The organism is Sphingobacterium corticis (assembly GCF_042684745.1).
GTDB classification, from domain to species: domain Bacteria; phylum Bacteroidota; class Bacteroidia; order Sphingobacteriales; family Sphingobacteriaceae; genus Sphingobacterium; species Sphingobacterium corticis.
Genome location: NZ_JBHUMA010000006.1, coordinates 658,443 through 678,979, shown reverse-complemented (window position 1 = coordinate 678,979; position 20,537 = coordinate 658,443). Strand labels below are relative to the sequence as shown.

The 20,537-nt window shown below is 42.4% G+C and carries 19 protein-coding genes; 3 read left to right on the top strand and 16 right to left on the bottom strand.

What is annotated here, in order from left to right:
• Positions 1–7: 7 nt before the first annotated feature.
• The 12 genes from traJ to ACFSQ3_RS08835 form a co-directional block, all read right to left on the bottom strand.
• Positions 8–1,201 (bottom strand): conjugative transposon protein TraJ, encoded by a 1,194-nt coding sequence (traJ, locus tag ACFSQ3_RS08890; protein ID WP_380869190.1) that lies wholly within the window; start codon positions 1,199–1,201, stop codon positions 8–10.
• The gene (locus ACFSQ3_RS08885) at positions 1,198–1,839 is read right to left on the bottom strand and encodes a TerB family tellurite resistance protein (protein ID WP_380869189.1); all 642 of its coding nucleotides are present in this window, start codon (positions 1,837–1,839) and stop codon (positions 1,198–1,200) included. The genes traJ and ACFSQ3_RS08885 overlap by 4 nt, the downstream gene beginning before the upstream one ends.
• Positions 1,840–1,864: 25 nt before the next feature.
• Positions 1,865–2,452: a hypothetical protein gene (locus ACFSQ3_RS08880; protein WP_380869188.1), complete on the bottom strand. Its 588-nt coding sequence runs from the start codon at positions 2,450–2,452 to the stop codon at positions 1,865–1,867.
• Between the two features lie 65 nt (positions 2,453–2,517).
• Positions 2,518–3,201, bottom strand: a complete 684-nt coding sequence (locus ACFSQ3_RS08875) for a conjugal transfer protein TraI (protein ID WP_380869187.1) — start codon at positions 3,199–3,201, stop codon at positions 2,518–2,520.
• Positions 3,198–5,687, bottom strand: coding sequence for a TraG family conjugative transposon ATPase (locus ACFSQ3_RS08870; RefSeq protein ID WP_380869186.1), 2,490 nt, complete (start codon positions 5,685–5,687; stop codon positions 3,198–3,200). Before ACFSQ3_RS08870 ends, ACFSQ3_RS08875 begins: the two co-directional genes overlap by 4 nt.
• A gap of 5 nt (positions 5,688–5,692) precedes the next feature.
• The gene (locus ACFSQ3_RS08865) at positions 5,693–6,022 is read right to left on the bottom strand and encodes a DUF4133 domain-containing protein (RefSeq protein WP_380869185.1); all 330 of its coding nucleotides are present in this window, start codon (positions 6,020–6,022) and stop codon (positions 5,693–5,695) included.
• A gap of 12 nt (positions 6,023–6,034) precedes the next feature.
• Positions 6,035–6,367: a DUF4134 domain-containing protein gene (locus ACFSQ3_RS08860; protein WP_380869184.1), complete on the bottom strand. Its 333-nt coding sequence runs from the start codon at positions 6,365–6,367 to the stop codon at positions 6,035–6,037.
• Positions 6,368–6,499: 132 nt separating this feature from the next.
• On the bottom strand, positions 6,500–6,982 hold the full coding sequence (locus ACFSQ3_RS08855; RefSeq protein WP_380869183.1) for a hypothetical protein: 483 nt from the start codon (positions 6,980–6,982) through the stop codon (positions 6,500–6,502).
• A 309-nt stretch (positions 6,983–7,291) separates the two neighbouring features.
• Positions 7,292–8,473, bottom strand: a complete 1,182-nt coding sequence (locus ACFSQ3_RS08850) for a hypothetical protein (protein ID WP_380869182.1) — start codon at positions 8,471–8,473, stop codon at positions 7,292–7,294.
• Positions 8,474–8,592: 119 nt separating this feature from the next.
• Positions 8,593–9,333 carry a LytR/AlgR family response regulator transcription factor gene (locus tag ACFSQ3_RS08845; RefSeq protein ID WP_380869181.1) on the bottom strand — a complete coding sequence of 247 codons (741 nt, stop codon included), beginning with the start codon at positions 9,331–9,333 and terminating at the stop codon, positions 8,593–8,595.
• A gap of 11 nt (positions 9,334–9,344) precedes the next feature.
• Positions 9,345–10,259, bottom strand: coding sequence for a histidine kinase (locus ACFSQ3_RS08840; RefSeq protein ID WP_380869180.1), 915 nt, complete (start codon positions 10,257–10,259; stop codon positions 9,345–9,347).
• A gap of 190 nt (positions 10,260–10,449) precedes the next feature.
• Positions 10,450–11,379: a hypothetical protein gene (locus tag ACFSQ3_RS08835; RefSeq protein WP_380869179.1), complete on the bottom strand. Its 930-nt coding sequence runs from the start codon at positions 11,377–11,379 to the stop codon at positions 10,450–10,452.
• A gap of 507 nt (positions 11,380–11,886) precedes the next feature.
• Between ACFSQ3_RS08835 and ACFSQ3_RS08830 the strand changes: the two genes are divergently transcribed.
• Together ACFSQ3_RS08830 and ACFSQ3_RS08825 are read left to right on the top strand one after the other, a co-directional pair.
• Positions 11,887–12,501: a Crp/Fnr family transcriptional regulator gene (locus ACFSQ3_RS08830; protein ID WP_380869178.1), complete on the top strand. Its 615-nt coding sequence runs from the start codon at positions 11,887–11,889 to the stop codon at positions 12,499–12,501.
• A 417-nt stretch (positions 12,502–12,918) separates the two neighbouring features.
• Positions 12,919–13,269: a hypothetical protein gene (locus ACFSQ3_RS08825; protein ID WP_380869177.1), complete on the top strand. Its 351-nt coding sequence runs from the start codon at positions 12,919–12,921 to the stop codon at positions 13,267–13,269.
• Between the two features lie 166 nt (positions 13,270–13,435).
• Here ACFSQ3_RS08825 and ACFSQ3_RS08820 read toward each other — a convergent pair whose 3' ends face one another.
• The 4 genes from ACFSQ3_RS08820 to ACFSQ3_RS08805 form a co-directional block, all read right to left on the bottom strand.
• Positions 13,436–13,684, bottom strand: coding sequence for a hypothetical protein (locus ACFSQ3_RS08820; protein WP_380869176.1), 249 nt, complete (start codon positions 13,682–13,684; stop codon positions 13,436–13,438).
• A gap of 70 nt (positions 13,685–13,754) precedes the next feature.
• Complete coding sequence (locus ACFSQ3_RS08815) at positions 13,755–15,101, bottom strand: RagB/SusD family nutrient uptake outer membrane protein (RefSeq protein WP_380869175.1); 1,347 nt, start codon at positions 15,099–15,101, stop codon at positions 13,755–13,757.
• 52 nt (positions 15,102–15,153) lie between these two features.
• Positions 15,154–18,384: a SusC/RagA family TonB-linked outer membrane protein gene (locus ACFSQ3_RS08810; RefSeq protein ID WP_380869174.1), complete on the bottom strand. Its 3,231-nt coding sequence runs from the start codon at positions 18,382–18,384 to the stop codon at positions 15,154–15,156.
• A 4-nt stretch (positions 18,385–18,388) separates the two neighbouring features.
• Complete coding sequence (locus ACFSQ3_RS08805; protein WP_380869173.1) at positions 18,389–19,747, bottom strand: thioredoxin domain-containing protein; 1,359 nt, start codon at positions 19,745–19,747, stop codon at positions 18,389–18,391.
• 502 nt (positions 19,748–20,249) lie between these two features.
• Between ACFSQ3_RS08805 and ACFSQ3_RS08800 the strand changes: the two genes are divergently transcribed.
• On the top strand, positions 20,250–20,477 hold the full coding sequence (locus ACFSQ3_RS08800; protein WP_380869172.1) for a helix-turn-helix domain-containing protein: 228 nt from the start codon (positions 20,250–20,252) through the stop codon (positions 20,475–20,477).
• Positions 20,478–20,537 lie beyond the last annotated feature (60 nt).

Sequence of the window (20,537 nt, the reverse complement as noted above, 5' to 3'; positions counted from 1 at the left end):
ACTCCTTTTATTGATTACCTTTAATTTTATCGTTCATATATGAAGAGGACGAAGCTTGGTTTGGAAAATAACCTTCCGTCTTAGCCGAACTCGCCATGCCCGAAGACATTTTACTAGATGCATCTCCCATAGCATCGCGCGCCATACCTGAGGCCGCAGCCGTAGCGTTAGTGACCGCTCCGCTAAAAAGGTTTGTGACTTTGGTGGTTGCAGCGCTACCGCCGCCAGCATGCACGATATAATTTGCTACCGATGGCACCGTGAAATATCCGGCGATTCCGATAATCATAAATACGATGTAGGCCATGTCCGTACGACTGAAAAAGGTATCCCCAGCCTCCTCTATTTGCGAAAGGTCAAGCCGCAGCATATTTTCTTGGATTTTACCCATAATACTCCCGAAAATATTAGCAACGGGAAGCCAAAGAAACACATTGATATACCGAGCAAGCCATACCGTCAGCGTATGCTGAAAGCCATCAAAAACAGCTAAGCCAAAAACAAGTGGCCCTAAAATAGCCAACACAATAAGCTGAAAAGTGCGCAGCGTATTAATGCATAGCGCAGCTGCTTCATACAATACAGCTAAGACTTCACTCATCCATAGCTTGATAGAATTGCGAAAACTATAGCTTGCCTTGGCCATGGCAAAGCGTATATCATTTCCTATGCCTTCAAAAAAACCTTCTGAGGAGGATTCGCCTTCCTCATCCTGCGTATATTTGTACCACCGCTGACGATCACCATCCCCGGTATCCCCTACATACATTTCCCACGCCTCGCTTTGAGCAACAGCTTGTTCTTTGCGTTCTAAAAGCACACGTATAGCTTTTCCCGAATCACTTACCATCTTACCTGTTGCATCCACCGTAGGCTGTAGCACGCCATTTATGAGCCCTATAATTGAAGGAAATATGATAATACAGAAACCAAGTACGAAAGGACGAAAAAGGGGATAGAAATCTATCGCTTCTGCGTTCACCAGTTGCTTCCAGACACGTGAACTGATGTACCAAAGTGCTCCAAAGCCGGCAATCCCTTGTCCTACACCTATCAGTTGGCTGCATAAAGGCAGCATCTCTTGATAAAGTTGATCAAGAACTGCATGCAAGCTATTCATTTCACCGGCGAGCCCCTGACAAAGCGCTTGAGGTATTAAGCCAAATAAAAACAAAGTTGGCACCAATATTATCTTCCTCATTGCCCACCTCCTTGCGGTAAATCATACAACTTCTTTACTCTATCTACCTCAGATAGCTCCTTCTTACGATTTGCTATCAAAATGGCCGTACTACCATCGAATTCCCGTACAAAGTGTACACGCTCCCGCATTTTCAAATAAATAGCATCAATAGCAGCCAGTCGCTGCTCATCGCTCATGCGCATACTACCGGCAGTTAGTACCATCGTCAACTCATCAAATTGGCGCAAACTTTCCCTTAATACACGGTCGTATATTTTGAGCAAATAGTTTCGTTCAGCACCATTTAACAAGCCAGAAGTGGCATATCGGATACTAGCCTGACGTGATAAACGGGCAAGCTTCAGCTGATAATCAATAATCTCCCCAACCTTGCGGTAATTTTGAACGCTAGGGCTTACCTGCCATAGTCCATCTAAAAAATGCTTATGTAAATTAAAGTTGCCACTGGAAAGATCTCGAACGGTATTATAACCCTTACTAATGGTCTCATAACCACGTTGCATCTGATCCAATATATCTCGAAATTGCCTAAGCTTTTCTACATTCAGCAATAGCTGCTGCACCTCATGGCTCTGCCCTAACGTTTCTTTAACGCCGCAGAATCCCCCGATAAAAAGATGTATAAATACTAGCATATATTTCGCCATGGTGTTTTTCGTTTTAATTGTGAAGAATGATCGACCTATGGATCTCACGACTCTCGTATTGCTTTCCTAAAACCAGTACGTTCAGCCACCGGGTTAAATGCTTTGTGAAAGTATGTCGCTGCAGCGTTTGTTGGTAAATCGCCTGCAAACGGCTCAAACGATCAGCATCATCCAGCTCAAATGCGCCTGACTTAAAAAGCGTGGATAGATCCGCTAAATCCCCTTGGCTTTCCCGGCCGACTCGTGTCATTACCCGGCGCACATAAGCAATCCGGCCATCAGCCAAATTACTTTTAGAAAGTAGGCGAGCACAGTGGCGCTGCTCGAGTAGAATGTCCCGCTGTAACACCATAATCTGATCTATTCGTTTATCAGTCCGCAAATATGGACTCGGAGACTTCCGATCATTAAAAAACTTTTTGTGCAAATCAAATTCTCCACGTTGTAAAGCGTTGATAATTGACAAACCACCAGTAATAATTCGGTAGCCGGCACTAAGCTGCTCGGCATAGGCGTGTGCCGCACCGATTTGCTGGATCAGATACCTTTTTTGAGTACTTTTTTGACGTAGCCACTCAGCCACAGTTTGACTATTTGCCATGCCTGTGAAACATAGCGATAGCATCCCTACACAAATAAATTTTAGTAGATTCATAATACATCATTTTACTTTACGCCATATAATTTTTTAAGAGTCTGGACTTCCTGAACTGATTTACCTCGCTGGATGCTCAGCGTAATATTCTGCTGATTAAAAGTCCGTAAATCATGGTAGTTCTGCTCTACCCCAGTAGCCAACTGTTGAATCAACGCTACCCGATCCGCATCTTCCATTTTTAAAGAATAGGACTGGATAACGCTGGCAATCTGCTCGATGTTATGTAAGCTAGCGTCCAAAATACCTTCATATACTTTACCCATGTACTGCAGTTCCTCGGCTCTAAAGCGAGTATCTTTTTGCAACAGTGACCATACCCTGCCGTATTCCTTAACTAGTAAAGCTTGCCTGTTGATAACTTCTCGAATGCGCTGGTACTGCGCAATAATACCCTTGACCTGAGTAAGCCCATCGTAGTACACTTGGTACTGATCGCGCTGCCGGGCAGTCCAGCTGGCAATCTGCTCCAACTTTAGCTCGGATAGTTTATTTTCTAATGTTTTCTGTACATTTTGAAGCCAGATCGTTCGATTTTGTAGGCGCTGAATACGCAGATCAACTGCCCGGATGACGCGCTTAACTCCGGCACGGATAACCTCAGCAATACCCAGCTGTGCCGTGGCTTGCTGCGTTGGAAGGCATGCAAAGCTTATGCATAATGTCAGCATCAAAACAATCCATCGCTTGCTCATGATCTCACCTCCCTTGCATCTTCAGGTTGACGGATGTCTTGCGCCATGGCGGCAATACCTTTTTTTATATCCCCTTTATAGCGAACTATGTAGTCATTTAGTGCTACACGCTCGCGCTGCTCGGTAGTATAGGCTAAGTACTCCTCCAGACTAACCTCTGTACGGTATACTTTGGAAAGCACTCCGCCAAGCGAGATGAAAACTTCCTTATACTTACGCGCTGGATCGTTTGCTCTATTTATGGAAAGCACCAAAGACTTTTCCTTTTCGCTTAATCCGAGCAAATCCTGAATCTGATCAAATTTATTTTGGTACTTGCTCTGATCCAGTAGAATCTTACAATCGCTATTATTGATGATGGCCTGCTTCACAATGGGCGAGGATATAATATCCTCCACATCTTGAGTAACCACTATTGCTTCACCGAAAAACTTACGCACCGTTTTAAATAGATATTTGATGTATTCGGCAAACCCTTCCTTCATCAACGCTTTCCATGCCTCTTCAATTAATATCATCTTACGCACACCTTTCATCTTACGCATCTTATTGATAAAGACTTCCATAATGATAATAGTCACTACTGGAAATAAAATGGGATGATCCTTTATGTTGTCCAGCTCAAAGACAATAAATCGCTCTTGTAAAAGATTTAGATTAGTCTTGGCATTGAGCAGGTAGTCGAACTCGCCGCCTGCGTAATAGGGGCGTAATACATATAAGAAATTGTCAATGTCAAAATCCCTTTCTTTTACTTTATCCGCCTTCAAGATGGGGATGTAGCAAAGTTTCAAATATTCATAAAACGTATCAAAACAAGGAAAAAGCGTCAAATTATCCTCCAAATAACGGTAGTAGCCTGTGATTGCGTTCGAGAGCGCTACATATTCAGAACGTTTGAAATTTTCGTCATCCTTTTTCCACAGGGCAAGCAGTAATGTTTTGATGCTTTCCTTCTTCTCCGTGTCTAGCGTATCTCCCTGACCGATATAAAATGGGTTGAACTGTATCGGATTTTGCTCGCTATAAGTAAAGTAATATCCACCTACAAGATCACACAAGCCCTGATAAGAGTGACCAACATCAACCAACACAATATGACTACCCTGCTCATAATAAGAACGCAGCATATGATTCGTGAAAAAAGATTTTCCCGACCCTGATGGCCCAAGGATAAATTTATTGCGGTTTGTACAAATACCTTTTTCGATGGGCTCATCGCTGATATCTACATGCACAGGCCTGCCACTTAGGCGATCGCCAAGACGTATGCCTGTAGGACTGATGGAGCTTTTGTAGCCTGTCTCCAAGTTTAAAAAGCAGCAGGCCTGCTGAACGAACGTATCGAAAGTATCATTCATCGGGAAATCTGCTGCATTGCCCGGAATGCCAGCCCAAAATATTTGCGCGGCACCCAGCGTTTCGGGCTTAGCCACAGCATCCATCTGAGCAAGCGACGAGCTAACCATATTATTGATCTCCTTTAATGCTTCACGCTCGGGGGTCCACACCAAAAGATTAAAATGTGCCTTTACAGGAACGTGCTGCTCGGAGAGCGCTTCGTTTAGAAAATCATTGGTCGCCTCACGAGCGATGGCATTCTCTCGGCTGTAAGCAGACAGCGACTGAAGACGCAGCCGTTTGTTTTCCAAACGCGCAATGGTCTTCTGGACATCATCCACGAAAATGTACTGATTGTACATGTGATCGCATGGCAGTAGCTGACCGATAGGACAAGCAAACCCTATACTGAATTTACTGCGATCCGTGGAATACTTGTCATAGGTTATCCGGCTTCCGCACAAACTAGGTAAATCAGCGACATCGCCAAGTGTGTAAAGCTGACAATGTCGGTTGCCAATCGATAAATGATCCTTAAATTGCAAATCGTTAATTAACAAACTATCTGGGCGATCCGCTAATGTGCAATATTTCTCTATATAGCCCACCGACGTTCGGTCGCTAAGTAGTTCATTGTCTTTTAAGCGGCGAATCCCTACAAAACCACTATCTTTTAAAATTTGAGTGAACTGCCCGGCAGCATCCAAAAAATGCTGTAAACTCTGATCGCTTAATGTCTCTGAGGGCACGATGCTTTTGCGGAGCAGCGAACTGAATAAAGAACTAGCTGGCTTTCTGCCAGTCGGTTTCTTCGTTAGCATCACATAACAGCTATGATCTAAAAAGGGGCGCTCATTAAAAAAGTGATCACTGCCTCGAGTAAGGAAACTTTGATCATCTGTTTGAAAATCTGCTCGAAATGCCGTTCGCAAAAACCAATCTTGTTTGTGCATAATACTTCCCGCTGGAAGTATCTTGATCGCCTTGATCCAAGACTGATGAAATGCTTCATACTCGGCATCTGACAGCGTAAATATTTCTGGCAATTCCAGCCGGTAAGCAACAGAAATATCTCCCATCTTACTCACAATACAATCATTGGCAACTTCCATAATTGGAAGTGCATCATCTAAAATATGTTCCATGATCATTACTTAATTTTCAACCCGTCAGTAAAAAAGGGACGCCGAGATCGAGCGTGTATCGCTTTAGGTAAACAATGCCATGCGAAGACTTTCATAAGCCCATGCTGCCCGTAATCTCGGCTCATCTTATATACCAAGCTAATCCATCCAAATGCTGCAACGCCGACGACCGCTGCACAGATCATATTGGGTATACCAAAAAGATATAAAACCGCAAAAAAGATAAGCAATACCACCACTCCGGCACCTAGGTACCAAATGTATTGCGCTTTTAAACCTTTGAATTCAATAGGTTGATTAATTCCCTTGTTGATTTTGTAAATGGATGTCATCATAATCAGATAAGATTAAACACCAAAAAATGACTTGATAACCGTGGCCACAACCACTAAAAAAACACAACTACCAAACCATGCCGCAGCGACTTTGCTGGTATCGGGCTCTCCACCATTCCACTTCTGATAAACTTTTACCGCCCCAATGAGTGCTAGCAGAGCGCCTACACCATACATCAAGCTGGTACCCACCTCGAAATAACTACGAACGCGCATATTGGCCTCATTGATTCCGGCAATGCCATCCTGAGCACGCGCACTTACGCCAATTACCAAAGCGGTCAATAGGACTACGGCTCGACTGATTAATCTCTTAAAAAACAATTTCCTACTCCACATTTCCATACCACACATCTATTTAAAATTGAAACTAATTTAAAAAGCGAAGCACTGCCGCTATCACCATACCCACCTTATCACTACCACATCATGCCCTACAGCGCGTGGATGGATAGGAACAGTACTTCGCAAAACACGTTATGCCTGCTCATTCCACAGCACATCTATTTCCACCTCACTGGGCATAACATGTCCATACTTTTCACCCTCACTAATGGTGAACTCATTAATTGAGCTTCGATAAGCCGAGTGCTTGATATTTGAATAGTTACTGAATAGCTCGCGAAGCAATTGCTCCATCACATTTTTATCCAAATTTCTTCTGCTACTTAACGTCTCTTGAATGAGGGTGATAAATTCATCAACTGCTGTCGAATCATGTTCTGACCAATCGGCTTCTTGGGTTAAACCAGTTGGTGTATCTCCCTTTGAAAATTCTAAGGTCATATTCGAATCCTCCGATGAATTGATGTCTTCAACTTGAGCTTGCCTGGAAGAACCCTTATGAAATAGATTTTTGATCTCCATCCTAAATTTTAAAAACAGGACAGCTAGATAATAAAGGATCGTAATAATGAGTGTTGTGATGAGGTATTCTCCCCATGAAATTTCTGTAAACATACGCTTCTATTTTTGTCGTTCCACACATCTCAACTCGGCTACCTAGTCGGGTTGTTTACCTTGATTTCTATTACAAAGAAACACGCTAAAACATAGGTCGACAAGTACAACTTTGCCCTGTAAAAGTTGTACCCTTATTGTGCCCCGAAAGGATTATTACTTTAAGATGCCAAGAGCGAAAGGAAAGCGTTAATAAGCCGGTTTGTATATCAATGCGCTATAGCAAACATTGCATGCATCGGATTCTAGCACGATATATAATTCTATTATATGAAGTACCTACATATGGCTATCAGCGGAAAATCCCATTCAATAACCTTTTATCGATGCAATCATTTTTTGCAATACAGTGATTACCTTTTCTCGATCGGATTCCTCTGGATCGTACGATTTACTTCGTAAGGAGTTTGCTGATAAATTTTTCCTGGCAGGCGTGGATAGATAGGGCACAACGCTACTAAAAACCATACTCAGCGACTTTGCAGTTAGTAAGCGAGTATCATCTACTGACCGGAGTATCAAAGCAAGTTGGTCAGCGGAAAGATTGCATAAAATTTTATATGGAGGATTTTGTTTTTTTTCGCCTATTTTATCAGTACTACTCGTCTGGTTGCTAAGTTCATTTTTCGTCGCAAGACCAAAAGATGTCTTTTTAGTACGTTTGAATAGTTGCTTGACAGACCTCAAAAAGACATTGGATCCTTCGTCACGACTTTCTATTAAAGTAGCATTCGATACGATGTCCATCTGGGATAGATCATCCACAAGCCAAACTAACTGCTCAGAAAACGTATTGTGTTTCGATAAAGCGTTTAGCTGATTTAGCATAGTTGCTCTGTAAGGTGATTCGGCATAGTCTAACAAAATCAATGAGGCATCTATGCGAGAGAAGTATTTCAAGGAAATCGGTATAGCATTGATAACAGAAAGTCGCTCAAGAAACGCATCTCTTTCCCAAATTTGATAATATCGGATCTTGAACAATTGCTTTCCATCGAAAGAAAAATATGCTAATAAAGATTTCCAAGCTGTATAGGCTGCGGCAGAATCTATGTTTTGCGCAATTTCCCGAAGTTGGGCCCTATATAAGCGTATTCTGTTTACCACAATCAATGGCGCGACTATATCACTACTTTCTAAAAGGTGTCCGTACCTATCCTCTATATACGCCTGAAATTGAAGCAATTCTTGACCATGCTTGTGCGATTTTTCTATATTCAAAGAAGTCCCCGTAGCTAAGATTGGGTTGCTAAGTATTCTTTGGGAGCAATATTGGAGTGCTTGTCGTACTTGATTTAGTATTGTTTTACATGTGTTTTCATCTCCAGCTTCCACAAGCAGCCTCATAAGTTTAAGTTCGGCAAATCGCATCCTATCTTTAATAGGGATAGTTGACTCCTTGGCCGATTGTTGCAATTCCTTTCGATGAATGGCAACATTATCGAACATATATTCTAGACCTAGTAGATCATCTACAATTGTTTCTTCCATAAGCTCAAAAGATTCTTAAGAGCCATAATAGTTGGCTATAATATCAATTTCATCACCTCCAAATGGTTTGAAATCTAAGTGATGGCGTACACTAAGGTTGTTATTATTATTTCGCAGGTTTACGAATCATCATCGTTTTCCAAAAACCGATAAAATTCAGGGTAAGAGTGTTTTCTTCCGACAGGCACTGGAGATGCTAAGTAGGAAAGCACAACCCTATTGCTTTTGAATGATTTAAAGTAGTTAATATTGAAAACATAACTTTTATGACATTGCTTAAACCAGTTTTCCGGTAATCGATCTACAATTTCTCTTAGCGGAGTGCTGCTCACTAGTGGTGCGCTACCATCTGACTGATAAATGTTCACTGTGCGATTTATGCTTTCGAAACACACTACGTTCTTTAACCATACCAGTTGCCGTTCATAGCGAGCCGGTCCACGTACTAAAAAGTAATCATACCAATGATCTAGCGAAGTATCGCCCTTTAGCGTTTCATAAATATCGCGAGTCACCCTGCGTAAAGCTCCTCGTAATCTAGCTGAACTCACTGGCTTGAGTAACACATCGATTAAATTCATCTCGTAACCTCTGTCCTCATATTTCGGATGGGCGGTGTGAAGAATAGTAGGCAAATTTGGATCAGGTAATGATGCCAAAAACTCAAAAGCATTTATTGATCCGAGCTCCACATCTAGAATGATAAAGTCAACTTTATTTTTACGTAAAAAAGCCATAGCCTTTAAGGGTTTATCAAAAGTTTTGACAATATCTACGTACTCTATAAGTGCTAATTTTTCAATCAGATAGTCTATACTTGACTGCTGATCGTCTAGGATTATACCAATGGATTTTCTCATAAAAGTATAGGTTAATAGTGTATAAGTATTTTTACCTTGAAATATATGCTCTCATCGCGCACTAGAAATCGGTGACCACGCGGGTATGCAATTTGCAAACGCCTACGCAAGTTTTGTAAGCCCGAACCACGGCTTGAAATGGATGAAGGACTTGACCGTTTTTTTCTATTTCTTATGCTTAGATAAATTGTACTCGTACCAATTTCGATTTGAATCTTTAAAGGATCATTCCTATCACCAATTTCCCCATATTTAATGGCGTTTTCAACCAGGCATATCATTGACGTCGGTGGCAAACTACCTCTATTAATATTACCAGTAATCTTCCAATCGATATAATAGGGAACATCAGATAAGGCTTGATTCGCTCGTAAATATGTTTTAACTGACTCAATTTCCGTGCTGATTAATATGGTTTTTCTAGAACCTGCAGCATGAGCATCAGTGTAGTAATTCATAAGACGATATAAGTCGTTGAGTTGATCTGCGGTTGTGGGATGTCCTCTTCGAATTTCCATAATGCAGTTTTGCAAAAGATTAGTCAACATGTGCGGTGATATTTGCTGCGCTAGTGCCGAGTATTCATAATCATGTCTTAGGCGAATTTCAGATAATTGTTTTTGAATAGCTCGAAGCTCATTTTCATGTTGATAGTATAAGAATGCTAGCATGGTAAAGTGTCCATGCATAATCAAAAATGTTTGCAAGAACTCACGAAAATTAAAACGGTAGGACTCTTTAAGATATTCTCCAAAGTGCTCTTCAAACAAGGGCGAACTGCTTGTAGCCATATACATAAAAGCCCCTGAAATCACATAGAACATGAGAAATGCTGAACAGCCTAAAAGTATCTTGTCTTTTAAAAAATACCTTTTAAAAATACTTAGGGTGGCATAAAAGATCCCTATAAAGTAAGGGAATGACATCAATACTGTAACTGGTGATAGCTCCTCGTTACCTAATAAGTTGACCGTATAAAAGTATATTAGGTAAATACACCAATAAAGTAGATGACGCCAAGTGTTAGTGTACCGGCTTCTACCATTCATAAGTTTGTGTAACTAGTCAGATTAATACGCTGCGCCAGTGAAGTAGCAACCATTAATCAGGGATAAATTAACAAATATCAAGTTGACATCCAATTGAATCCTTCACGAACCCAAAGTTTTCAACGCCAACTTCTCTGGATTCATAATTGTATACATTCATTAGATAATATCGCTTATTGATTGCAAAAGGCAAATAGAGATGTCCTTTATTGAATGAGTTAGGAATTGGCAGCAGCGAATGATGCATAAAAAACCAACCTTCCCAGCGCGTTAAATCCTTGTTAATACACCCATACAATAAAAGATATGTTTCATGCAATATCCTTTTAACGTATGCACCTCTATGCTCACCATCTATGGGATAAAAACTAACAATACCCGCTAGAGCTGATGACGTGCTTAAATCTGGAAAGTAATGTATGGGAAGCCTTAACAAATAGGCTATTTCGAAAACTCCTTTTCGAACGCACACCACACCCTGTCCGAAATTTACATTTGACAGTTTTTCCTTATTTATCGATGACAGCTGTTTTGCCCCAACTCCGCCATCCATATAACATAATACATGAAACCCATCCTGATTTAATATCCTTATTCGAAAGAAAATGGACGGATCTTCAGCATCAATAAAAACTAGGTTTTGGCGAAGTGATGGAGCTAGATTTTTCGTAGAAAACCGCTGTTGGTTTTGAATGATATCTCGACTGACCAGTATAGCAACCTTACAACCCTGATTGATTAATTGATTAGGTAGTTTCCAGTACATGCCATAATGAAAGCTGATAATGAGTGAAGGTTGTTTATTTAATAGAAGTTTTACCTCTCCTATTGATGTTTCCCGAATCAATCCGGCGTCCGCAACTGGTACCTTTAAAGCAAGCATGGTTCTTTTATATAAGCTATAAAGATCCGATAGATCCTTTTTGCCAAAAACATGTATGACATTAGCAGAGAAAAAGCAGAATTCTGTCCAATTCAGTTCAAAGTGATGTTTCATAATGTCAATTTTATTGGTTAAACGAGGTAGCTAGCGAAACACTAGCTACCTAATCTGTTTAGAATGGAAACACAATATTGCATTTCTTGTCAGCAATATCTTCATCCAGTAGATGCATAACCTCTGATAGTGCCAGTGGCACACTCAAAAAAAGGTCGCTTAGATTATTTAGCTCTTTTAGTTCCATAGCCAATGATCTTCTATAAATTATAAAACCATACTCCAATCTCGCATTGGAAAAAACGGCTTCATGCGCTGAAGGCTATTGATCGATCACTGGCTAAATTCAGCAGCCTAATTCGCAATTAAAAATAACTATACGTCTTCTCCTCGTAGCTATGTGTATATGCTCACTTTTACAATACATGACGAGCAAATAAGCATTTTGTAGTATCAAATAGCCTTTCGCGCGGAGATTAGCATCTTTGTAATATGGGTTAAGTATTTTTAAAGTAATTATCATTCCTACCTCATGAATAATAGCGAGCGTACCTAACTTTTCCATCTATGTCAAAGCGCTATAGAGATAGTATTTCATTACAAATCTTTTTAGCTTTTTGGCTAAAGCATGCTCCAATAGAAAATTTTCATAAGCAATGGGCTAGAGAACACGCGAAACAAATATCAGCAAAACGTCAGCAAGTCCTTTACGACAGTGGTACACCGGAAAAATGTATCTATTTCGTTTGTAAAGGAATGATTGCGCTTATAGAAATTAATGGGGAAAATCGTCGAATAATAAAGAGTATTGCTGCGCCTTTTAATGCATTGAAAACCACAAGTCATTTGCATAGTGATACCCCACGCTCTGGAAAAATCGTGGCACTCCGGGCAAGTAAAGTTTTAAGGATAGCGTACAGCAGCATTAACAAAATGAAAGAGATGGATCCTCTTATTGCAAGACTGGTAAATATTCTAGTGAATAAAAAAATGCGGCAGCAAGATGCACACATTGCTGTAATACTACATAAATCTGTTACTGAGAGAGTGCGTCATTTCAGGCTCGAATTAAATCAGCTAGCGCTACTAATGACCCAGCAAGAGCAGGCAGACTATTTGGGAATCAGTAGGCGAGCGCTGCAGAAAAGTTTGTACGCACTGTTGACAAGTAAGTCGAAGTAGAAATAATTTTTTGAAATATCAATATCCTTATTTCTGCTAAGAATAAAGGATATTGATAGTAATTAGTAAAAATATAGATGACTTTAAATCAATACGCTCTTAGCATACTTTCAAAAGTTGTAAACACCTAATTTTCCTCCGCTTGTTCATTAAGAATCCAAATATTGCGCACCTGAATACGCAATATTTGAAACTTATGATATGGAACTTTGACTATTATCAATACAAACCAAATGATCTGTTTAGTTCGAAAGGAGATTTGACATGAAAAAGTTCAAAATGAGATTTGCTCTCTTCCGGCTCAAGGTCTACTTACAAATTAATAAATGTAAGTAGGCCACCACAGCACATATTATCTAAAGCCTTGTAGCTGCGGTCTATTTAGGCAAATAATAAATCTTTTAATACATAAATAACATGAAAAATACATTTGTAGTGAAGACGTCACTTTTCACTTTAATATTAGCACTAATTGCAATCGGTACGTTCGCATTTAATGCAGTGATGAATAAAAATGGTGCGAAGGTTAAAAAGCCAGAGTTTGGTAATCAAACTTGGCACTATACTGGCGGGTCAAACCCGGCAGATTTTAACAAACCACAAAACTGGGAGTTAGGAACAAGTCCCGTAACATGCGATGCCATCCAAGAGGTACCATGCCAGCTCAGTAATGTTACCGCCACAGATCGTGATGAGTTACAGACTCTACTCGCAGACTACCCTGAACAAGCTATCTTTGAGATTGCAGTTGGTCGCAGCGCTCCTTGATTTAATTCCTAAGCAATATTCAGTTAGATCCCATGGCAGGCGTCATGGGATTTTTTCAGTATAAAGAGTTAAGTGTGTAATTTTCAAAGAAACTTGCGAGCCGTGCAGAGCTGCGGATAAAAAGAACTGGCTATTTACGTTTGTAAGTTTCTCTTTTTCTACAGATCTAGACTAGTTCATTTTTAAAGAGAATCTCAGCAGCTTTCGTAGCTATGCGCGCTATAGCGGGCTGCGGATAATTAAGATTTGTCAACTGCTCACTGCAATAGCCAATCAATACTGATGTGTTTAAAAGTGCACGATCATCTTGGCGGTAAATAGAAAGGCTCAAAGTCCGCCGCAAGAGATCGGCATCAGCCTGGCTTAAACGGCTAGCTACCGGGTGTAAAGCAAGATACTCTTCAATGATATTCATAATTCTATAACGTATTTGTTCTAGTAAAGATAAGGAACAATAACTCCATGCTTCTTTTAGCTATTTTACGCTACCTCGGATTCTGCGGCATGCCCGATAGTTCTAATATCTCTTCAGGAAGCGCTATAGCGAACCGAGGATCATTTGCGCGTAATCGGTAGTGTTCACCTGATACATCCCGATGCAAGCTGATTCCCATGCCCTCTTTATTTAGCCTTTTGATATCCGGCCAGCGTAGTGCTCGGCGGATTAATTCTCTCCTTCTTTCTGCAAAAACATAATCTAAGGCTTGCGGAGCTGGTAATCCCGTAACCTGCCTATAACTTCCTTCTCTCCATCTTTTCTGACCTAGTATGTTTACGGCGTCAAGACCTGCTTGCACATTTCCGGCACGAATCAGACACTCCGCCCGAATAAGCAGCATCTCGGCCGTAGTCAAACTGCTACTCATCGTGGCTGTACCTGTGTATTGACCCTTGAACTGCCACAACCCGGCATTATCCAGTCTGAAAAATAAAGTTTTTCTAAGATCATTACTATCATAAGCTCGTACCAAACTGTCAGGAATTCGAGGCTGGCTAGATGCTAAACTCCCTGATCCAATCTGCGCTAAGAATATCACCTCTTCATTGAAGTATGCCGGAAAGGTTTGGTTGGCTCTTTCGTTAAAGGCATTGTAATCCAGCAACACATCGCGTAAACTTAGGCAAGAATCCGCATAAATTCCAGCCTGCCAGTACTGCCGCATAAATAAATGCGTACGTGCCAGCGCGCCATAAGCCATCGATTTAGAGGGGCGTGAGGCATTGATGTTGATTATCGGCAATAGCGCGGCCGCTTGCTGGAAGTCATTAATAACCTGATCATAGCAAATCTGCACAGAAGCGCGTTCGCTACGCTCATTAAAATCTGCGCGGTTACGCAGGACAATACCTAAATCAGTTTCAGCCGAACTTTCATCATAAGCAGGCGCCCAAACTAAAAGTGCATCCAAATAACGAAGCGCTCGCAGCGCAAGTGCCTGTCCCTTTACTGAATCCCATTGCTCCCTATTGCCCGCTGTTCGCTGAATATCCTCTAAAGACTCCAGCACCGAGGAACATGCATATACCGCTTGATAGGTACTTAGCCATTCATTGAGTCCCGAACGAGCAAACAATTCATCGGGCTGCCAGGTGTATTGACGCCGCAGGTGTTCAGCTAAACCATCATAGGTTGCCTGGGGCAAGTAATAATCATCTGCGCTGGTTTCTCCCAGCGAGCAGTAGGATACCGTGCGGATTGCCGAATTGTCTAGCATCGCTTGCAAATCAGCCAGCGTCTGCGGAACCACCAACTTACCATCTGATTTTTCCTGTAAAAACTTGTCACATCCTGTAGCCAGCACGGCTGCACTTGTTATTATTGCAATAAGCATATATGTTCTTAAAGTCGTTTTCATATGATTACTATATTTTTTCGTAGTTTTTTTAGTGAACAGTAAACCGTAAGCCCAGACTATAGGATGACGATATCGGAAAATCAGTAGCACCCGAATAGTCCGGATCTATCCCTCTATGGTTCGCCCGCCAAAGTAGCCCTGGATTGTTGATATTAAAATACAACTCTCCGGTAAGCGGCGTTTTTGACTTACCCAACTGCAGGGCATAAGCCAAGTTGATGTACTGCACACGTATATGATCTGCCCGCTCAACAAGGATCTCTGATCCGCTGTAAAAGTTATCACGTGATGAGTTCTGCGGATACACCAACGCCGGTACATCTGTAGTAAGTTCATCGCCCGGGACCACCCAGCGATCCGAAAAATCGCTGTGACCGCCGCGCCAGTTGGAAAATAGCGTATTATAGTGAATGGATGGGCGCCGAAAGTAATGCCCCAGCCGGTAGGTTATCCCCACGCTGATGGAAGCTTTGCGGTAAGCAAAACGGTTGCCTAGTGTGCCAAAGACAATCGGTACGGCCGAACCATTGTACACCAGATCATCCGTGGTAAGCTGCCCGCCTGTTAGCGCCACGTAATCCATACTCGGCTGCTCATTTTGGTAACCCCTAGGGTTACCCGTGGCTGAATCAAGCCCTGCCCAGCGGTAGGAAAACAGCGCATTTACCGGACGTCCTTCTACCGCCACCACACCAGTTGTTCCTGCTAGCCCAGAAACTAGCGAACTAACTGAACTAGTGGAGGGAATATTCTTAGTCACTCGATCGCGGAAATAATTTCCGTTCAACGTGCCTTCCCAATTTAGATTTCCCCTAACCGCCCTTGCGCGAAGCTGCAACTCTACACCACTACCGTGCATACTGCTTACATTCTGCGTGATTGTACGCCCCACCCCGCCCGTGTAGTCCAGCAGCGCCCGACCAAAAAGATCTTGCCCCCGCTTGGTGTAATACTCCAGCGATCCGGAAATGGTGTTGCCCGAAGTGGAAAAGTCTAACGCCAGATTCAGCATGCGTGATGTTTCCCAGCGCAGCTGATCATTGCGGTAGTTATTAAACCGCGCATACGGAGTCTGCGAGTAGATGTCTGCATAACCATCATAAGCAATCGTAGTCACGGCCGCCATCGCCGGGTCAATATTTCCGGAGCTGCCATAAGTGGCGCGCAACTTCAGTGCAGCTAGCCAGCTGCTACTATAAAAATCCTCAGCGGCTATGTCCCAGCCCGCCCCCACTGACCAGAACACGTTCCACTGATCATTCGTAGCAAGTCCAAAAAGGTTAGACGCATCCCGCCTTGCACTCCCAGAAAGGCTATACCGCTGCTTGAAGGTATACGCGCCATTAAAAAAGGTAGAGATAAAGCGTGTGGTTACCTTGTCAAAGCCTTTACGGTTAGGAATGGGAAATGCGCTGCCCGATATCAAGTTTCGATATGGATTTAGAAAATCTACTTCTTGATAGGTTAAAATGTCGCGATCCATTCCATAGGTGCGATAGTACTGAGAAGTTCTTCCGAGGTGGCGACCTTCTACACCCAGCAGCAAATCAATACTATGCTCCGACCAGCTATGATTGGCAGACAAACTACCGCGCAGTTGATGGGAAGCCATACGGCCGGCATCATCATCCAAGATACCACCAATTGGTATGGGTCTACTGATCGAGCTGCCCGAAATCTGCGAATAACCGTTAATCAAATTACGCGTAAAATAGCTTTCGGGCGAGCGGTAAAACTGCGCGCCGGAAGTTTCCTGCTGATACTGGTAAGCAATACGCCCTTTTAGCCACGAAGTAAAGGTCAGATTCATATCTAAGTTTGCAACTAGATCACTCAAATTGCTCGTGCGATCGATATGATTATCCTCTTGTAATGGAATGTAATCCCAATTCAACAGTTTGCCTTCGCTATTATATCCATCAATTACCGTGCGGCGGTAATCTTTAGCTAGTACCATCGGAGTTCCATCGCTAGCGGCAAGCTGGGCATAGGGATACAGTCCACCACGGATTACAGAAATGTCGCCAAAACCTGTACGGCCGTTTTTTGTTCCTGCATGCGTGTAGCGAAGTCCCGCCACCACATCCATCCACGAGCTTACCTGCAAGTTATGACTCATGCGTATATTCGTACGGTTGTAAGCCGCGCCCAGCTGGTTACGGTTGGCATCATGACCCAGAGAAATCAGCCAGCTGCCTCGGCGCGTGCCGCCACTAAGCTGGGCAGCATACTGCTGATCCAGCCCTGGGCTATAGACATGATCTAAAAACTGCTCACGCACATCTATTTCACCAAGCTGCCTAATTTGTTGATCGATAAGTATTTGCTGCTCGACACCAGCGTCCTGACGCCTGATCAGTAGCTCCACCACCGGTGAGAGTGACGGACGGCTTATATTATCAATTTGCGGCGTATAATAGCCATTTTCAAAAAGCATCCGCTCTACAGCGATAAAATCATGGCTATTCATCTGCGGGATGTAAAACAAATCCGGTTTGGTCGAAACCGTGGTGTTGGCATTAACGGTCAAACGCAATCCCGGCGCATCGCTACCCTGTTTCGAGCGAATGACAATGACGCCATTGGCAGCGCGCGCGCCCCAGATCGAAGCTGCCGCAGCATCTTTTAACACCGTGATGTCCTGTACATCGTTGGGATTGATATTATCCAAATCCCCATCATAGGGGAAATTATCCAGCACAATCAGTGGTGCAGTAGGTCCGCTCAATGTACCCAGTCCGCGCACGATCGGGCGATCGGGAAAACCCGAACGGCGATCCACCATATAGCCGCTAGTCACCGCTTCAAGTCGGTCAAGTACATTGGAGCCGATCTGCTCATTAAGCTTACCATTGTCCACATGGCTGAATGATCCCGTGCTACGCTCGCGCGGAAGTTGCTGATAGCCCGTGGAGACTACCACCTGCTGAATCTGCTGCCCGCCTGGTTGCAGATCAAATACGATAAGAGAATCTACAGATACACCTGTGATCGTATCTACTTTGTAGCCCAGCATCTGCGCGCTTACCCAGCTGATTGTTCTACCAGAAAACGTAAATTCTCCTTTGCTGCCGCTAAGCTGCTGCCGCTGTAAATTATCTGTTACAGTGACGCCCGAGAGTGGCTGCCGGGTAGCATGCGAGCGAACTATGCCCTTATAGCTTTGAGCTTGTGTGTCATGTCCATCTAGGAGCATTAAAAGCGCTATGCACAATACAATCCGTTTAGGTTGCTTTGATTTAATGGTTAGTTTCTCCATAGCATTAGTGGATTGGAGTGGTCGTTTTATCTCTAGAAGCAATTTTCTGGTCACGAACGACAAAAACATCTAACTCTTTAATAGCCGCTACAATCTCCAGGTCTTGCGCAGCCAGCGCTACTTTGATCTGCTGGGCGGTAGCCTGATAAGGAATGTGCAAACTGGTATAAGTCAAACTGCCCGTATCATCTATAATAAATCTACCCAGCTTGCCTGCCGCATTAAGAAAGTTGACCAGCGTAGCCATCTTGTTATCTTTCAAACGTAGTGGTGGGATGGAATCATTACCCGATTGACTTTTGATTGCGTGTTTTGCTGCCTTACGCTGGAGCAGATAAACCGGCATTTTACGTTTTTCCAAACAGCCATGATAAGGTGTGTATCGGTTGATGTCTTGCAAGACGAGCCTGTGAAGTTCTTTTGCTCTAGTAATCGACACTTCTATATCGTAGTTATATAGCTCATCGTGCCGGCTAGACACCTCACCGCCAAAAGCCCAGCCCTGCGGATCGTTCACTTCGACAATAAAAGGGTGATGAAAGTAGCTGCTATCAATTTCTAATAGTAACTGGCGAGCAAGCTTTCGGTAAATAATTCTTAGGGGTTCATTCATAATAGCCATGCCTACTGTGCGGCCATTACCAGTTCGGTAATGAAAGCTACTAGGTAGTCCTCTATAAAGTCCTTTATAGAAAGCGGAATAGACATCCAGCACGCGCACACTGTCTGGCATATGCAGGAAGATTGGTTTGAAATAATCCAAATCAACTTTGCCAAGTATCTCCGGGCGATTTCCGTCTAGCATCATTTCTACGTTTTGCTCGGTTAATCCATCACTAGAGGTAAATGCTAGAACTTCTCCGGCTGGTGAGATCCATGCATAGTGCGGAATAATTTGGTGATCAAAACACATTCGGAGCACAGAGTCTTGGATAATACTGGTATGGGCAGCTCGCGCAGCCTGATCTTCTGAAGTCACCTTTAAAAATTCCAGATCGGAATACTTGGATGTCAAGGAATCAATTTTCGGGAAAGACGCTAGACACGGGCCGCACCAGCTCGCCCAAAAGTCGATGACAAGCAGCTTGCCACGATAAGCTTCGAGCGTTTTTTTGGAAGTTGTACCACCGACAGAAAACAGGTGCTCCTGCTTCCAAAAATCATCGGGAAGCATGTCGCCCACATTTAAAGGTTTTACATTCTGAACCTTTACCTCAGCCCGGCTGTTCTTGCCAGGCTGGGCAAAGGCGCTATTAAATAGCCAATACACACTTACTAGAAGTAGGGTTAATAGCCGGTAAACAGTGGCTAAATATTTTTTGGATTTAGGCCAAAGCGTGGCCAATGCATATAAATACGTCATAATTTTTAGCGGGTTAACAAGTGGATAATATTACTATTGAGATAGATTAGTATATCTCAATATTGAATTGGGTAAAAATTTAGTAGCCTAACATAGATACCAATTCAATTGGAATCCAACAATTAAGCCGGATTACGGATAATATTTTTATAAAGTTGCTTTTTCATACTCGTTGAATTACGAGTCTCGTGGAAGAAAGATAGGTGGGCCTCCCATACCATCACTCCTAGTTGACAGCCAAGAAAATGGATTTACAGTAAGGCCCATACCTATCTCAACGTGCGAATATACACTTTAAGAATGGTAATGGGCATTGTCTTACCGTCTCGCATCTTGGCTGTCATTCTTTGAGTGACGAGACTCTTAATCAATGCTCCAACCTGTTCAATCAGATTTTGAAGCTGATATATTTAATTTTTTCTACGATTTAAAGTTAAGAATAAAATATGAATGTGTCAATATTAACACGTAAATAATTTTTTGAATGTGCGATTTTCAAAGGATGAAGGAAGAGCATAAAACTACCTACAAAATAATCGGAGAAGAAATAAGAGATTTACGTCATAATAAAGGTTGGACACAAAAAGATCTGGCGAATAGATGTCGAACAGTTAACAGAGAAAAAATAAGCAAAATTGAGAATGCTAGAGAAGACTACATGTTATCTACACTTATTGAGATTTGTCAAGCGTTAGGCAAAGATGTACGGGATTTATTTGGCAAAAATTAAACGAAATTAATACATAAAGTTGCATTATAGCTCCTTAATAATTTCGATATCTTAATTATC

Bases quoted from the DNA above. Each gene is read 5' to 3' on its own strand.
- ACFSQ3_RS08875 (WP_380869187.1), bottom strand. From the start codon at position 3,201: ATGAGCAAGCGATGGATTGTTTTGATGCTGACATTATGCATAAGCTTT.
- ACFSQ3_RS08825 (WP_380869177.1), top strand. From the start codon at position 12,919: ATGAAAAATACATTTGTAGTGAAGACGTCACTTTTCACTTTAATATTA.
- ACFSQ3_RS08840 (WP_380869180.1), bottom strand. From the start codon at position 10,259: ATGTCATTCCCTTACTTTATAGGGATCTTTTATGCCACCCTAAGTATT.
- ACFSQ3_RS08850 (WP_380869182.1), bottom strand. From the start codon at position 8,473: ATGGAAGAAACAATTGTAGATGATCTACTAGGTCTAGAATATATGTTC.
- ACFSQ3_RS08830 (WP_380869178.1), top strand. From the start codon at position 11,887: ATGTCAAAGCGCTATAGAGATAGTATTTCATTACAAATCTTTTTAGCT.
- ACFSQ3_RS08815 (WP_380869175.1), bottom strand. From the start codon at position 15,101: ATGCTTATTGCAATAATAACAAGTGCAGCCGTGCTGGCTACAGGATGT.
- ACFSQ3_RS08880 (WP_380869188.1), bottom strand. From the start codon at position 2,452: ATGGCAAATAGTCAAACTGTGGCTGAGTGGCTACGTCAAAAAAGTACT.
- ACFSQ3_RS08835 (WP_380869179.1), bottom strand. From the start codon at position 11,379: ATGAAACATCACTTTGAACTGAATTGGACAGAATTCTGCTTTTTCTCT.
- ACFSQ3_RS08805 (WP_380869173.1), bottom strand. From the start codon at position 19,747: ATGACGTATTTATATGCATTGGCCACGCTTTGGCCTAAATCCAAAAAA.
- ACFSQ3_RS08845 (WP_380869181.1), bottom strand. From the start codon at position 9,333: ATGAGAAAATCCATTGGTATAATCCTAGACGATCAGCAGTCAAGTATA.
- ACFSQ3_RS08885 (WP_380869189.1), bottom strand. From the start codon at position 1,839: ATGCTAGTATTTATACATCTTTTTATCGGGGGATTCTGCGGCGTTAAA.
- ACFSQ3_RS08820 (WP_380869176.1), bottom strand. From the start codon at position 13,684: ATGAATATCATTGAAGAGTATCTTGCTTTACACCCGGTAGCTAGCCGT.
- ACFSQ3_RS08810 (WP_380869174.1), bottom strand. From the start codon at position 18,384: ATGGAGAAACTAACCATTAAATCAAAGCAACCTAAACGGATTGTATTG.
- ACFSQ3_RS08870 (WP_380869186.1), bottom strand. From the start codon at position 5,687: ATGGAACATATTTTAGATGATGCACTTCCAATTATGGAAGTTGCCAAT.
- ACFSQ3_RS08865 (WP_380869185.1), bottom strand. From the start codon at position 6,022: ATGATGACATCCATTTACAAAATCAACAAGGGAATTAATCAACCTATT.
- ACFSQ3_RS08800 (WP_380869172.1), top strand. From the start codon at position 20,250: ATGAAGGAAGAGCATAAAACTACCTACAAAATAATCGGAGAAGAAATA.
- ACFSQ3_RS08860 (WP_380869184.1), bottom strand. From the start codon at position 6,367: ATGGAAATGTGGAGTAGGAAATTGTTTTTTAAGAGATTAATCAGTCGA.
- traJ (WP_380869190.1), bottom strand. From the start codon at position 1,201: ATGAGGAAGATAATATTGGTGCCAACTTTGTTTTTATTTGGCTTAATA.
- ACFSQ3_RS08855 (WP_380869183.1), bottom strand. From the start codon at position 6,982: ATGTTTACAGAAATTTCATGGGGAGAATACCTCATCACAACACTCATT.